The organism is Arcobacter cryaerophilus gv. crypticus (assembly GCF_002993025.1).
Taxonomy (GTDB): Bacteria; Campylobacterota; Campylobacteria; order Campylobacterales; family Arcobacteraceae; genus Aliarcobacter; species Aliarcobacter cryaerophilus_B.
Window position 1 is genome coordinate 1 of the sequence record NZ_NXGI01000034.1, and the last position, 14,785, is coordinate 14,785.

The following is a 14,785-nucleotide window of genomic DNA, read 5'->3' on the forward strand; positions in this document are numbered from 1 at the left end:
TAGTTTACAAAGATTACTTCTTAAACTTCATACATATTTTAAAGAACTCAATCTCAACCCTGTGGTCAAATTGGACGGGAATTATAGTGCCTTTTTTTCTATTTGTCAAGAGTGTTCACTTAAAGTTTGGTTAAATTTTGGAATTTTATTTTATTAATCTTTTATTTACCAATTTTTTGTATTATAATGTCTTAATATAACATTGAAAAATAGTGTTATATAAATAAAGTTTCAAACTATAATAAAAAGGAAAGAAGATGTACAACAGAGATTATTTGACAGATAAGACAAATAGCTACTCAAATGAATCATCACAACAAGCATATATAATGAGCTTTTTAAAAGCTACTTATCAACTTTTTGCTGGTTCACTTCTAGCAGCAACTGCTGGAGCATATATTGGATTAGGAATTGTAAACTATATCGCAGGTCCTATGATGTGGGTTTTATTTGCAATTGAATTAGGACTTATCTTTTTTGTAATTCCTAGAGTTAAACATACTCCTGGTGTAAATTTAGCAGTACTTTTTGCATTTACATTCATAACAGGTCTTACAATTGCGCCGTTATTAACTTCGATTTTTGCAATGCCTGGTGGTGCTAGTATAGTTGGTCAAGCATTTTTAATGACATCAATTGCATTTGGTGGAATTTCAATGTTCGCAATGACTACTAAAAAAGATTTCTCTTTTATGGGTAAATTCTTATTTATTGCACTTATTATAATGATTGTTGCTGGTATATCAAATATATTCATCCAATCATCAATGATGCAACTAGTAATTGCAAGTGCGGGAGCTTTACTTTTCTCTGCATTTATTTTGTATGATACGCAAAATATAATCAAAGGAAATTACGATTCACCAGTTGAAGCTGCGCTTTCACTATATTTAGATTTCTTCAATCTATTTATCTCGCTTCTTCAAATTCTTGGAATTATGAAAAACAACGAATAATATATAGGGTTCACACCCTATATATAAATATACAATATGAATAAAAATCACTTAAGACTAATTGACGCAAACCTAAATCGACTTAGAGAAGGAATTAGAGTTGTAGAAGATATTTTTAGATATATCTACAATAATAAAGAGATTTCTACAAAATTAAAAAATTTAAGACACATTGCACGAACTAAAAACTATTATGAGCTTCTTGAAACTAGAGATGTAGAAAATGATGTTTTAAGAGAATCGATAAAAAGTGAGCAAAATAGAGAAGATTTAAACTCTATTTTAATAGCAAACTTTAAGAGAGCTCAAGAGAGTTCAAGAGTTTTAGAAGAGCTTACAAAACTATCATCAATAGAAGATAGTGAAAATTTTAAATATATAAGATATGAACTTTATAATTTAGAAATTGTTTTAACAAAAATAACTTCAAACTCCAAATAGTTTAAATTATACTCTTTATACAATTTCTTAGCCTTCTCAAAACTCAATTCACTTTTACCACTAACACCTGATTTTTTAATATAATCAAAAAGCTCTTTTTTATTATCAAACTCTAATTTATAAAAAATAGTTTCAAACTCACAAGAAAAATAAGTAGAAAATGCCTCTTTTATAATCTTTTCATCTAAGATTGGAGATTTTTGATTTGTAATGTTTTGAATAGTTTTAAATGTATTTGAAGTAAATAAAACAACATTTATTTCACTGGTAATTTTGCTTAATTCTTCTACTATTTTTTTTAAATCATTTGACCACTGAAGAGCTGAAGATGATATTACCATATCAAATTTTTGTTTTTTTATCTCATCAAAAAACTGATTACTATCAAAATTCAAACATTTTACACTTAATTTTTTTGCTTTTGGATGAAGTTCACACATCTGCTTTGAACCATCAATTGCTAGATATTTATCAAACTCCCAATTTACATTTGAAAAAATCTGACCACTTCCACAACCTAATTCCAAAATACTTTTTGGCTTAGATTTAAGTTCTCGAATCAAAGATTTTGCACAGATTTGCTGGATAATATTGTATGATTTATACTCTTTTGCATATTTTGAGAATTGATTTTTTTCTTCCATTTATCTCTTTAAAAAAAATTTAATTTTCATTTTATCTATTTTAAATTTAGTTTTGGATAAAATAGACACCATTTTTTAAAAAGGAATTATAGATTATGACATCTACACTTTTAATAGTTCAATTTGTTTTAGCAGTGCTTATTGTAATTGTTGTATTACTTCAAAAAAGCTCTAGTATTGGACTAGGTGCTTATAGCGGAAGTAACGAATCGCTTTTTGGTGCAAAAGGACCTGCTAATTTTTTATCAAAAGCTACAATGGCTTTAGGGCTTGTTTTCGTATTAAACACTCTTTTTCTAGGATATACATATAACCAAGAGAGAAATAAAAGTGCTATAGACTCTATTAAAATTGAGTCTTTAATACCGTCAAGTCCATCAACTCAAAACTCAACAGCACCATCTGCGCCAGAAGCTCCAAAAGCTCCAGCTTCAGTGCCTGAGAAATAAATCTAGAGGAGATAATTATGTTAGAAGAAGTTTATTCACAAACAAAAGAGCAGATGGAGAAATCTATTGAGGCTCTAAAAAGAGATTATAAATCTTTAAGAACAGGTAAGGTAAGTGTAAATATTTTGGATAATGTAAAAGTTGACTACTATGGAACAATGACTGATTTAAGTCAAGTTGGTTCTGTATTGGCAACAGATGCAACAACTATTACAATAAATCCTTGGGAGAAAAACCTTTTAGGAGTTATTGAAAAAGCTATACAAACAGCAAATATTGGAGTAAATCCAAACAATAATGGTGAAGTAATAAAACTATTTTTCCCACCAATGACAGTTGATCAAAGACAAGAAACTGCAAAACAAGCTAAAATTATGACTGATAATGCAAAAGTTGCTATTAGAAATATTAGACAAAATTCAAATACAAAAATAAAAAATCTTCTAAAAGATAAGCTTATTACAGAAGATGATAGCAAAAAAGCTCAAGATGAAGTACAAAAAATAACTGATGGTTTTGTTGCAAAAGCTGATGAAACTCTAAAAACAAAAGAGAAAGAGATTTTAACGGTTTAATTATGAATATAGAACAAATATATAAAGATGCTGATGCTCTATTAGAAGGGCACTTTAAATTAAGTAGCGGTAACCATTCACAATTTTATTTACAAAGTGCAAAAGTGCTTGAAGACCCAAAAACTGCAAAAATTTTAGCTGAAGCTTTAGCTCTTGAGATTAAAAAATCTGGAATTAAAATCGATGCTGTTTGTGCTCCTGCGCTTGGTGGATTAATTGCTGGATTTGCACTTGCAACTGCTTTGGATGTGCGATTTATTTTTGCTGAACGTGCTGATGGAGAGATGACTATACGAAGAGGTTTTGAAGTAAAACCTGGAGAAAGATATCTTGTTTGTGAAGATATAATTACAACTGGTGGAAGTGCCCTAGAAGCAGCAAGAGAAATCGTAAAAGGTGGTGCAGAAGTTGTAGCTTATGCAGCTTTAGCAAATAGAGGTTTTTGTCAAAGAGTTGGAAGTGAATTATCAAGAAAAGATAACTGCAAACTACCACTTGATAAACCACTTTTTGCACTAGCAGATTTTGCATTTGAGATGTACAATCCTGAAAACTGCCCTTTATGCAAAAATGGAAGCATTGCTATTAAACCAGGTAGTAGAGGAAACTGATGTCAAAATGGAGAGATGTAAAACAAAATAGAGCAGAAAAAAATGTTTCAAAAAAAGTTTTACACTCACCTTTAAATTTTGTATCAATAGCAAAAAGATTTAAAGCTTTTTTAACTGATACTTTTTTAATAACTACTCCTATTTTATATATAGTTATATATCTGGTAATGGGAAGTGGTCAGGAATTTGCAGAAAATAGAAGCTTAGGTTGGGGTATTATTTTTGCTGTTCACTTTATTATTATTGCTATTTTTTGGCTAATAAATGGTCAAACTCCAGGATTAAAAGCTTATAATTTAAAACTTGTAGATAATAAAACAGAAGCTAAAGTATCTGTTTTACAAACAATTATTAGATATTCAGCAACACTTTTTTCTATAATTTCAATATTTTTTATATTTACTCCCTTTTTAAACAAAGAAAAAAAAACATTTCAAGACATAGTTTCAAATACAAAAATCATAGAACAATAAATGCTATTTTTTAATATTTCAGCATTTTACTTTTTTTACTTTGCTGCTGTTGGTGTATATGTAATATTTTTGCCAAAAGTATTAAATGACATTGGTTATAGTGCTTTTGATATTGGTTTAATTCTTGCAGTTGCTCCTTTAATGAAGTTTGCTATGCCATTTTTATTTTTAAAACATATAAATTTAAACAAATCTATGTTTAAAAAGGCTCTATTTTTAACAATTTTAGCTGTTAGTCTATTTTATATAACAATTGAACATTTTTATATTTTCATGCTAAATAATGCTTTTTTAGCAGCTTGTTTATCCCTAATTTTGCCATATCTTGAAGTTACTACAATTACAGTTTTAGGAAAAGAGAGATATGGGAAAGCAAGACTTTATGGCTCGATTGGGTTTATGCTTATTGCGCTTGTTTTAGCAAAATTTCTAACATCTCCATTTGTAGCTCTTCATTATTATTTAGCAATTGTAGTATTAACTGTAATCTTTGCTCTACTTCTTTTAAAAAATGATTTAGAGGCTAAGATTAATCAAACAGGAGATGAAGTTTTTTCATTTTTAAAACATTGGGCATTTTGGGCTAGTATATTTTTTATGCAGGTGAGTTTTGGTGGATTTTACAACTTTTTTACAATTTATGAATTAGAGTATGGATTATCTTTAGAAACCATATCTTATCTTTGGGCTTTTGGTGTTGTATGTGAGATTTTAATGTTATATTTTCAAGCACCAATTTTGAAAAATAATCTTTTAACAATCATAAAGTTTTGTGTAGGAGTAACCATCTTTAGGTGGTTACTTTTATATTTATATCCTCAATCGCTTGAAATTGTATTTTTTACTCAAGCTATTCATGCCTTTTCGTTTGCACTTTTTCATAGTGCTGTTGTAATTTATCTATACTCACTTTATGATAATAAAAAATTAGCTCAACAGTTTATGTTTGGTGTTGGATATGGTTTGGGTGGTTTTGCAGGAGCATTTCTTGCAGGTGCTACTTATGGAGAATATCTGTTTTTATTTAGTGCTATTTTTGCTTTAATCTCTTTTATCTTTGTTTGGTTTTTAGATAAAAAAGATAGAGTTTCTCTCAAACAGATTTAAATTAATTTATTAAAATATATTTATTCAAATCCACTTATTTTTCTTAAAAATCAAAAACTGAAAACCTACTACACAAAGCAAAATAACTATAAAAATGTAAAAAGCATTTTCATGATTTGCCCCTGGAATTCCAGCTACATTTATCCCTAAAAGTCCTGTCAAAAAAGTAAGTGGCAGAAATATTGCAGATAAAATCGATAAAATATACATTTTTTTATTCATCTGTTCTGTTAAACTATTTACAAGCTCTTCTTGAAAAAGTATAACTTTATCTCTTATAGTATCAAGCTCTTCAATGTGACGAATTAGCTGATCAGTTGTCTCTCTTAATTCAATTTTTTGATAATCATCTATCCATGATAATTTTTCATTATAAAGTTTAATCAAAGCCTCTTTTTGAGGAGTTAAATATCTTTTTAAAATAATACTCTCTCTTCTAATTTTTAATATTTCTGTTCTAAATGCAGTATTATGTTCAGATTCTATAATATTTTCTTCTAAAAAATCTGCTCTATCTTCTATTTTGTCTATTACATTGTCCATTCTATCAATCATTCTATAAGTTAGTTCAACCAAAAATTCAGAAGAGCTTTTTACACCTTTTCCTTTTTTTAAATTTTCACTTATTTCTGTTACAGATAAAATATTTTTTCTGCTTGTTGAAATAATTACATTTGAAGATATAAAAATACGAATAGATATCATCTTTTCTGGTTTTGAATTTGGTTCTAAATTTACACCCCTTAAAGCAATAAGAAGTGCATCATTTAAAACAATAGTTCTTGGTCTTGTTTCATCAGTTAAAAGTGCTTCAACTGCAACTGTATCAATGTTACTGCTATTTCTAATCCACTCTTTTGCTTCTTTACTAGTATAATCAAAATGCAGCCACAAAATCTTATTATCTTTTTCTACATTAGCTATATCGTTATATTTAAGCTCTTTTGCTGTTCCATCTTTTTCTATTAAAAAACCTTGAAATGGTTTCATTTTTTACCTTTTATTTATGCTATAAACAATTTCTGTTTTCAATTTTTGCTCTTTGATTTCTTCAAGTTTTAGCTCTTTTAACTCTAAATTCATAAAATCATCAAAAGTTTTTATATCATTTTGTGCAACAATTTTTAAAATCTCTCCCCTATAAGCCTTTGCAAAATGGCTTACAACCTTACCATCTTTTATAAACTTCAATGTTTTATATGGTTTTTTTATAGTATAAAATTTCTCATAAAATCCAGCTCTTAAATCTAAAATATCATCATTTTCTAAATATTTATCAAGTTCTTGACTAAAATTATCGTTATAGAATTTTTCTATTTTTAAATCATAAAAACTTTCACCTTGCTTTAGTTTATAATCAGGAATTTCATCACTTGCTTTTAGAACTCCAAAAAGATTTGAGAAAATCAAAACATTATCATCTATATATTTTTGTGAACTTTTTTCTAAATTATTGTAAGACAAATAATCATAAGCAACACCTTCATACCTTTGTATTGCTTTTAAAAGTGGGCTTTTAAAAATATCTCTTCTATATTTTTCTATTACATCAGCTTTTTTTGTACCAAAAAGTTTCTCTAATTGCGATATTGAAGCCGTTTTTAAAAACTCATTATAAGAGTTTACTATTTCAACTCTTTTCTTAAAAAGTTCTGGAAATATAAAACTATTTTCATCAAAAATCTTTTTATCACCGCCACTATTTTTTGTCTCACTAGGAGAAAATAAAATTTTCATCTCTATCCTTATATTAATTACTTATAAAATTTTGTATTTTTTTATAATCCAAAATCTTTATATACCCTTTTTCATTCTCTATAATATTCTCTTTTTTTAGTTTTGCTAGTTGTCTTGAAAAAGTCTCTGGAGTAATATTTAAAATTTGAGCTATTTTTACCTGTTTTAGAGTTTTAAGAAGTTCTTCATTTTCATACAAAAATTTTGCAATCTTTTCCATACTGTTTAAGCTTACATTATAATCTATGAAATTTTGTAAAAACTTTATCTTTTTTGTTAATGATTTTATAAAAAACATTGAAATCTCTGGTTTTTGCAAAAACTCCTCTTTAAACTTTTTATAATCTATTAAAATAACTTCTGCATCAGTATCAAAAGAACAATTTGCTAAAAAATCCATCTCTTCATAATTCATAATTTCAGCAATAAGTGCAGGACCAATCAGATTGTGAATTACAACCTCATTATCTTTAAAATCATGAGTATAGAGCTTTACAATTCCAGAAACTAAAAGATGAAGATATTTTGACTCATCACCTTTGTAAAATAATATTTCATCTTTTTTGTATGTTTTTTTAAAAGATATATCTTTTAATTTATCTAAATCTTTCTCTTCTAAAAAACTAAAATATTTATAATCTCCATGTTTTTTTGAAATATTATCCATTTTTTCTCCTTCTTGACTGCTATCAATTGTCTGTTAATTATTGTATGCAAATATTATATAAAGTAAAATTAAAGATATAAAATGACACATGAAAAATACAAAGTTGAGATAGATGTACTCAAAAAGTTTTATGAGCTTTATTGTAAAGATAAACATGAAGAGCAAAAAAATATTTTTATTGAACTTTTTTATAAAGAGAAGAAATTTAGTTTGGAACTTAATCTTTGTAATAAATGTTTTGAAGATATAAATTACTCTTTTAATAGACTACAAGGCTGTCCTCATGAGATTAAACCTAGATGTAGAAGCTGTCCATCTCCATGTTATGAAAAATCTAAATGGAAAGAAACTGCAAGAGTTATGAAATATTCAGCTATAAAACTCTCACTTGGAAAAATTAAATCAAGAGTTATGAATCTTTTTAATTAATCTACCAAATAATAGCTTCTTTATTTAAAGATTTTAAAATATCATTTGTTTGTGAAAAGTGCTTACAACCAAAAAATCCTCTATATGAACTAAGAGGGCTTGGATGAACTGATGTTAAGATATGGTGTTTATTTTTATCAATTAAACTACTTTTCTTAATTGCTGGAGTTCCCCAAAGTAAAAAAATTATATTTTCACAATTTTGACTAATATATTTAATTATATTATCTGTAAAAACTTCCCAACCTAAATTTTTATGACTAGCTGCTTTTGCTTCTTCAACTGTTAAAACTGTATTTAAAAGTAAAACACCTTGCTTTGCCCAAAAAGTTAAATCTCCATCAATACAAATTGATGGTTTTTGTAAATCATCATTTATCTCTTTTAAAATATTTTGCATAGATGGTGGATTTTTTATATTTGATGGTGTTGAAAATGCCAATCCTTGAGCCTGTCCAGCTCCGTGATAGGGGTCTTGTCCTAAGATTACAACTTTTAGATTATCAAGTTTTGTTAAACTAAAAGCATTGAAAATATTCTCTTTTTGTGGAAAAACTGTTGTTGTTTCATATCTTTTATTTATCTCTTTTTCTAAAGATTTATAATAATCTTTTTGTTTTTCTAAATCAATTACATCGAACCAATCCATTTATTCTCCTATTTTTAAAAATAAAAAAAGCTAAGGTTAAAAATAACCTTAGCTTTTAAATTGATATTTATCAAAAATTATAAAACTGGTGATTTTATAACCATCATTTTTTCAACGCTCATATCATGCATAGAGTGAGGAATTCCACCCATTCCAAGTCCTGATACTTTTGCTCCACCAAATGGCATCCAGTCAACTCTAAATGCTGTATGATCATTTACCATAACTGCAGTTGCATTTAATTTTTTTACAGTTTTTAGAGCTTTATCAATATTTTTTGTAAATACTGCTGCTTGAAAAGATACATCAAGTTGGTTTGCTCTAGCAATTGCTTCATCTAAATCTTTATAAGAATAGATACAAACAACTGGTCCAAATACCTCTTTTGTTGATACTAAAGCATCTTCTGCTGGATTTAAAATAACTGTTGGTTCAAAACAAGAAGCTCCGATTCTTTTCCCTCCAGTTAAAATTTTTCCACCTTTAGCAACTGCTTCATTAACCCATTCTTCGATTCTGTCAACTTCACCATTATTAATTAATGGTCCAACTTCAGTTTTTGGGTCTAATTGATTTCCAACTATTAGTTTTGAAGCAGCAGCTGAAAGCTTAGAAGCTACTTCTTCACAAATTGACTCTTGAACAAATACTCTTTGAACAGATACGCAAACTTGTCCTGCATGGTAAAAACCACCTTTAGCAAGTGCTGGAATCATATCTTCTATATCAGCATCAGCTTCAACAATAACAGGAGCAACTCCACCGTGTTCTAAAACAACTCTTGTTCCATCACTAGCTTTTGAGTTTAAGTACCAACCAACACTTCCTGAACCAATAAATGTTAGAAATGCAGTTTTTGGACTAGTTGCTAGTAACTCTCCACCTTTTCTATCGCAAACAACAGCTTGAGCCCAACCATTTGGAAGACCAGCTTCTTTTAAAATCTCTACAAGTTTTACTGCACTCATAGGAGTTTGAGTTGCTGGTCTAATAATTACTGGGCAACCAGCAGCAATTGCAGGAATTACTTGGTGAACAGCAAGATTAAATGGGTGATTAAATGCAGAAATTGCAGCAACTACACCAATTGGTTCTTTAAATGTATAAGCTAATCTATTTGCACTTGTACTTGTGTGTCCCATAGCAACTTCTTTACCTTCAAACACACTTAAATGTTCAATAGCTATTTTAATACCATTTATTGCTCTTAAAATTTCAACTTTAGAGTCAATATAAGGTTTTCCACCTTCACTTGCACAAAGAATTGTAAGCTCTTCAACTTGAGAACTCATAATTTTCATTACATTTTCTAAAATCTCAACTCTTTTATATTTTGGTAACCATCCATCTTTGTTTACAAAAGTTTTATGCGCTAAATCAATTGCAGCTTCAACTTCTTCGTAAGTATTAAAATTTACACTTCCTACTACTTTTCCATCAAATGGCGATGTAACATCTATTTTGCTCATAATTTTTCCTTTTATATATTTTAAGATTAAAAAAAAGGGGCTTTAAATCTAAAGCCCCTTTTTGAAAGTATGATTTATATCATACAAGTTTTTTGTGGTAATAACTCATTTAAGATTGAGTGATTTAAAGAGTAATCAACTGCAAGGTCAATTAAGTGAAGACCTTTTGAGTTAACACACTCTTTTAAAGTTTTTTCAAAATCTTCTACTGAAGTTGGTCTATAACCTTTTGCTCCATAAGACTCTGCATATTTAACAAAATCAGGGTTTCCAAGATCAAGTCCAAATGACTCAAATCCCATACCTGTTTGTTTCCATTTAATCATTCCATATGCATTGTCATTTAAGATAACTACAGTCATATTAATACCTAATCTGATTGCAGTTTCCATCTCTTGTGAATTCATCATAAATCCACCATCTCCACAAACAGCTACAACTTTTTTATCAGGGTTTATCATTTTTGCCATCATTCCAGAAGGAAGTCCTGCTCCCATAGTTGCAAGTGCATTATCAAGTAAAAGTGTATTTGGTTTTGCACATCTATAGTTTCTTGCAAACCAGATTTTATAAACACCATTATCAAGTGTTACAATATCTTCAGGTGCTAAAGTTTGTCTAATAACTCTTACAGCTCTTTGAGGTAAAATTGGGAATCTATTGTCACCAAAATATTTTGATAATCTTGTTCTAATTTCATCTGCTAATCTTGTATAATAGTCAAAATCCCAGTGAGCTTGAACAGTAATTTTATCTGTAAATTTTTGGATGTTTCCAGCAATATCACCAATAACGTCCATTTGTGGGAAATATGCATCATCTACTTCACTTGGGAAGAAGTTAACGTGCATAACTTTTGTTGCACCCTCTTTATTTGACATAAAAAATGGTGGTTTTTCAATAACATCATGCCCAACATTGATAATTAAGTCAGCTCTTTCAATTGCACAGTGAACAAAATCATCTTTTGATAATGCAGCTGCACTTAAACACATTGGGTGATTTTCATCAACAACACCTTTACCCATTTGAGTAGAGAAAAATGCCATTCCAGTTTTGTTTACAAAATCTGTTAATGTATTTCCAATTCTAGTTCTATTTGCACCAGCTCCAATTAATAAAAGTGGTCTTTTTGCTTTTTCAATCATAGCAACTGCTTCAGCAATAACCTCATCAACTGCAACTGGATATTTTACATTTTGTACTGGATAAATAGTTGTATCAGCATCTACTTTTTCTTCAGCAATATCTTCAGGTAATTCAATATGAACAGCTCCTGGTCTTTCAGTAGTAGCTATTTTAAATGCATCTCTTACAACAGAAGGGATATTATTAGCATTTACAATTTGTTTTGCATATTTAGTCATTGGTCTCATCATTCTTACGATATCAATGATTTGGAATCTACCTTGTTTTGATTTTTTAATTGGTTTTTGACCAGTAATCATCATCATTGGCATTCCACCAAGTTGAGCATAAGCTGCACTTGTAGCAAAGTTAGTTGCACCTGGGCCAAGAGTTGCTAAACAAACTCCAACTTTTCCTGTTAATCTTCCATAAGTTGCGGCCATAAATCCTGCACCTTGCTCATGTCTTGTTAAAATAAGTTTGATATTTGATTTTCTCATAGCTTCCAAGAAATCTAAGTTTTCTTCACCTGGAACACCAAAAATGTACTCAACGCCTTCGTTTTCTAATGCTTTTATAAATAAATCTGATGCATTCATCTTTCTTTCACTCCGTTTTGATTAATAGTTTTAAAATAAATCTCATAGCTAATTTTAAATATAAAAAATATAATATTTTTTCATACTTAACAAACAAATGATATTATAACCATATTAAAACTATTCTTTATATAATATTAACTATATTTACACATCTTATAACTTTATATTAACAAAAAGTTACACTTTAGATAAAAGGAGAATTTATAGAATGAAAAAAACAATTATATTTGACCTAGATGGTACACTTTTGGATTCAATTGAAGATATAGCATCTAGTATGAACAAGGTTCTTGAAAGCCTAAAGCTTCCAATTCATAAAATTGAAGATTATAAATATTTTGTTGGTGGGGGAGTTGATATTTTAGTTGAAAATGCTTTAAGCAATCATTCAAAAGATATAAAAGATGAAGTAATAAAAAGATTTAAAATAGAGTATGATGGAAAACTGCACTCAAAAACTCTACCTTATGATGGAATTTATGATTTATTAGATGAGTTAAAAAAATTAGATATAAATTTGGCAGTTTTATCAAACAAACCACATGAATTTACAGTTTCATATGTGAACCATTTTTTTAAAAATTATGATTTTAAAGAAGTTCATGGACAAAAAGAAGATGTTCCAAAAAAGCCAGACCCAAAAGTCGCAATTGATATTGTAAAATGTTTAAATAGCTCTTGTGAAAATACCTATTTTGTAGGAGATACTAAAATAGATATGCAAACAGCAAAAAGTGCAAATATGACTGCAATTGGTGTTTTATGGGGATTTAGAGATGAAAAAGAGTTGAGAGATTTTGGTGCTGATTTTATAGTTTCAAATCCTCTTGAGATTTTAGAAATCCTTAAATAAATCTTGACAAGCTTATTTTTTGATACTATAATAGTTTAACAAAATTCAAGGAGTTATAAAATGTCAAAAGTAATTAAACAGTTAAAACAAATTCAAGCAGATGCACATGCTTTATATATAAAAGTTCATAATTATCATTGGAATGTAAAAGGTATGGATTTTCACCCAGTTCATGCATACACAGAAGGGCTTTATAATGAAATGTCAGTTCTTTTCGATGATATGGCAGAAAGAGCAATTATTCTAGGTGATAAACCATATTTAACTATTGAAGAGCTAAGTAAAGCTACAAAAATAGAGACTGAAAAAGGTGATAGCTTTAAATCAAGAGAAATAGTAGAAAAAATAAGTGCTGATTTTGAATACCTTTTAAAATCTTTCAAAAAACTAAGTATTTCTGCTAGTGAAGAAGGAGATAAAGGAACTGAAGCATTTGCAGATGAAAAAGTTGCAAAACTTGAAAAAGATTTATGGATGTTAGGGAATATGCAAAAATAGTCATATTTGCTATAAAATCTACAAAAGAGGATTTTTATCCTCTTTTAACTACAATTTTACTATCAATTTTTTAAATTCTAATCTTTAAAATCAAAAAAATTATAATATTTTACAAATGAGTCTTTATGCGAAAATCTATTAATCATCTATATTTAATTATTCTTATATCTATTTTATCTTCAGTAGCTCCTATGGGAATTGATACATATTTACCGTCAATTCCAGAAATTGCAAAATATTTTGATGTAAATATTCACAAAGTAGAGCTATCTTTATCTATATTTTTAATAGGATTTGCTGTTGGACAAATTTTTGGTGGACCAATTTCAGATAGATATGGAAGAAGAATCGGTTCTATTGTTGGACTTTTAGGATATGCTCTTTTTAGTTTCTTAATAATCTTTAGTTCATCTATTTATGAATTGTGGATTTATAGATTTTTAGAAGCATTTTTTGGTGGAATTACAGTTGTGAATGCAACTGCTGCTGTAAGAGATAGATTTAGCGGACAAGAAGCAGCAAAGGTTTTTTCACTTATTGGGATGGTTAGAAGTTTAGCTCCTCTTTTGGCTCCTGTATTTGGTGCTGCTATAATTCACTTTTTCCCATGGGAAGGTGTTTTTGTCTTTTTAACAATCTATGCTTTACTTGTTGCATTTTTTATTTATAAAGATTTACCAGAAAGTTTTACATATACAAAACAAAATATTATTGAATCATATAAACTTGTTTTAACTCATAAAAAAGCTATGAAAGCTATGTTGGTACTTGCTATTAGTTTTGGTGCATTTTTTATTATTATTGCTAAAACATCGTATATTTATATTGAATATTTTGGTATAAAAACAGACTACTTTCCACTATTTTTTGGTATAAATTTTATTATTTTAATCGCTATGATAAATGTAAATATTAAACTTCTAAAAACTTATGAAGCTAAAAATATTGCAAAGTATGCAACTTTGATTCAATTTTTTGTTGGTATTATATTTTTATTAATTCACAAAGATATGAGCTTGATTTTGACAGTTATTATACTTGCTTCATATATGAGTATGATGGCATTTATTTTTGGAAATTGTATGTCTTTAGCTATTGAGCATTTTTCAAAAAATGCTGGAGTTGCTAGTGGAGTTATTGGTGTTTTACAGTTTGGATTAGGTGCTATAATATCTTCTATTGCTCTAAATTTTGATAACAATGGATTTTTTGTGATAGCTTTTAGTATAACTTTTTTATCACTTATCAGCTTTTTGATTATTAGAAGTTATAACGATAAGAGAGAAATCTAGCAATCGCTAAAAAATTATATTTAATTTAAAAGAACCTATCTTAATAATTAAATTATTATCTCAACTTTCGCACATAAAACCTAACTGTTTTTTAGTGTAAACCCTTAGCATTAAGATGATTTGTTCTAAATCTTTATTTCTCTTGACAATTTTTTGGACTTGAACTAGTTGTTCTAATATTTTTAAAAACAGTTCCATTGAAATT

Annotated in this window: 18 protein-coding genes; 11 read left to right on the forward strand and 7 right to left on the reverse strand. The window is 28.3% G+C overall.

Going from position 1 to position 14,785, the window contains the following annotated elements; genetic code table 11:
* Window positions 1-257 precede the first annotated feature (257 nt).
* The gene (locus CJ670_RS09460) at window positions 258-956 is read left to right on the forward strand and encodes a Bax inhibitor-1/YccA family protein (protein ID WP_105911771.1); all 699 of its coding nucleotides are present in this window, start codon (window positions 258-260) and stop codon (window positions 954-956) included.
* Window positions 957-992: 36 nt separating this feature from the next.
* Complete coding sequence (locus CJ670_RS09465) at window positions 993-1,397, forward strand: thiamine-phosphate pyrophosphorylase (RefSeq protein ID WP_105911772.1); 405 nt, start codon at window positions 993-995, stop codon at window positions 1,395-1,397.
* Here the strand turns inward: CJ670_RS09465 and CJ670_RS09470 are convergent.
* The gene (locus tag CJ670_RS09470; protein WP_105939781.1) at window positions 1,349-2,041 is read right to left on the reverse strand and encodes a methyltransferase; all 693 of its coding nucleotides are present in this window, start codon (window positions 2,039-2,041) and stop codon (window positions 1,349-1,351) included. The genes CJ670_RS09465 and CJ670_RS09470 overlap by 49 nt on opposite strands.
* 95 nt (window positions 2,042-2,136) lie before the next feature.
* On the opposite strand from CJ670_RS09470, the gene secG reads away from it, so the two are divergent.
* The 5 genes from secG to CJ670_RS09495 are packed head-to-tail and all read left to right on the forward strand — an operon-like array spanning window position 2,137 to window position 5,256.
* A complete protein-coding gene (gene secG / locus CJ670_RS09475; RefSeq protein WP_105911774.1) occupies window positions 2,137-2,490 on the forward strand; it encodes a preprotein translocase subunit SecG in 354 nt (117 codons plus the stop codon).
* A gap of 17 nt (window positions 2,491-2,507) precedes the next feature.
* Window positions 2,508-3,065: a ribosome recycling factor gene (frr, locus tag CJ670_RS09480; RefSeq protein WP_105911775.1), complete on the forward strand. Its 558-nt coding sequence runs from the start codon at window positions 2,508-2,510 to the stop codon at window positions 3,063-3,065.
* A gap of 2 nt (window positions 3,066-3,067) precedes the next feature.
* Complete coding sequence (gene pyrE / locus CJ670_RS09485) at window positions 3,068-3,676, forward strand: orotate phosphoribosyltransferase (protein WP_105939782.1); 609 nt, start codon at window positions 3,068-3,070, stop codon at window positions 3,674-3,676.
* The gene (locus CJ670_RS09490) at window positions 3,676-4,149 is read left to right on the forward strand and encodes an RDD family protein (RefSeq protein ID WP_105911777.1); all 474 of its coding nucleotides are present in this window, start codon (window positions 3,676-3,678) and stop codon (window positions 4,147-4,149) included. The genes pyrE and CJ670_RS09490 overlap by 1 nt, the downstream gene beginning before the upstream one ends.
* A complete protein-coding gene (locus tag CJ670_RS09495; protein ID WP_105939783.1) occupies window positions 4,150-5,256 on the forward strand; it encodes an MFS transporter in 1,107 nt (368 codons plus the stop codon).
* A 24-nt stretch (window positions 5,257-5,280) separates the two neighbouring features.
* Here the strand turns inward: CJ670_RS09495 and CJ670_RS09500 are convergent, their stop codons facing one another.
* The 3 genes from CJ670_RS09500 to CJ670_RS09510 are packed head-to-tail and all read right to left on the reverse strand — an operon-like array spanning window position 5,281 to window position 7,660.
* Window positions 5,281-6,246, reverse strand: coding sequence for a zinc transporter ZntB (locus CJ670_RS09500; protein ID WP_105939784.1), 966 nt, complete (start codon window positions 6,244-6,246; stop codon window positions 5,281-5,283).
* Window positions 6,247-6,249: 3 nt separating this feature from the next.
* Complete coding sequence (locus tag CJ670_RS09505) at window positions 6,250-6,993, reverse strand: YaaA family protein (protein ID WP_105939785.1); 744 nt, start codon at window positions 6,991-6,993, stop codon at window positions 6,250-6,252.
* A 13-nt stretch (window positions 6,994-7,006) separates the two neighbouring features.
* Complete coding sequence (locus CJ670_RS09510; RefSeq protein ID WP_105939786.1) at window positions 7,007-7,660, reverse strand: Crp/Fnr family transcriptional regulator; 654 nt, start codon at window positions 7,658-7,660, stop codon at window positions 7,007-7,009.
* A gap of 81 nt (window positions 7,661-7,741) precedes the next feature.
* Here CJ670_RS09510 and CJ670_RS09515 point away from each other — a divergent pair, with 81 nt between their 5' ends.
* Window positions 7,742-8,089 carry a nitrous oxide-stimulated promoter family protein gene (locus CJ670_RS09515; RefSeq protein ID WP_105911782.1) on the forward strand — a complete coding sequence of 116 codons (348 nt, stop codon included), beginning with the start codon at window positions 7,742-7,744 and terminating at the stop codon, window positions 8,087-8,089.
* 1 nt (window position 8,090) lies between these two features.
* Here CJ670_RS09515 and ung read toward each other — a convergent pair whose 3' ends face one another.
* From ung to CJ670_RS09530, 3 genes are all read right to left on the reverse strand, one after another.
* Window positions 8,091-8,738 carry a uracil-DNA glycosylase gene (gene ung, locus CJ670_RS09520; protein ID WP_105911783.1) on the reverse strand — a complete coding sequence of 216 codons (648 nt, stop codon included), beginning with the start codon at window positions 8,736-8,738 and terminating at the stop codon, window positions 8,091-8,093.
* Between the two features lie 77 nt (window positions 8,739-8,815).
* Complete coding sequence (locus tag CJ670_RS09525; protein ID WP_105911784.1) at window positions 8,816-10,207, reverse strand: aldehyde dehydrogenase family protein; 1,392 nt, start codon at window positions 10,205-10,207, stop codon at window positions 8,816-8,818.
* 74 nt (window positions 10,208-10,281) lie between these two features.
* Window positions 10,282-11,934 (reverse strand): acetolactate synthase large subunit, encoded by a 1,653-nt coding sequence (locus tag CJ670_RS09530; RefSeq protein WP_105939787.1) that lies wholly within the window; start codon window positions 11,932-11,934, stop codon window positions 10,282-10,284.
* 211 nt (window positions 11,935-12,145) lie between these two features.
* On the opposite strand from CJ670_RS09530, the gene CJ670_RS09535 reads away from it, so the two are divergent.
* From CJ670_RS09535 to CJ670_RS09545, 3 genes are all read left to right on the forward strand, one after another.
* Window positions 12,146-12,790 (forward strand): HAD family hydrolase, encoded by a 645-nt coding sequence (locus CJ670_RS09535; RefSeq protein WP_228154240.1) that lies wholly within the window; start codon window positions 12,146-12,148, stop codon window positions 12,788-12,790.
* A 60-nt stretch (window positions 12,791-12,850) separates the two neighbouring features.
* A complete protein-coding gene (locus tag CJ670_RS09540) occupies window positions 12,851-13,288 on the forward strand; it encodes a Dps family protein (protein ID WP_105911787.1) in 438 nt (145 codons plus the stop codon).
* Window positions 13,289-13,413: 125 nt separating this feature from the next.
* A complete protein-coding gene (locus CJ670_RS09545) occupies window positions 13,414-14,580 on the forward strand; it encodes a multidrug effflux MFS transporter (RefSeq protein WP_105939789.1) in 1,167 nt (388 codons plus the stop codon).
* The last annotated feature ends 205 nt before the right edge of the window (window positions 14,581-14,785 follow it).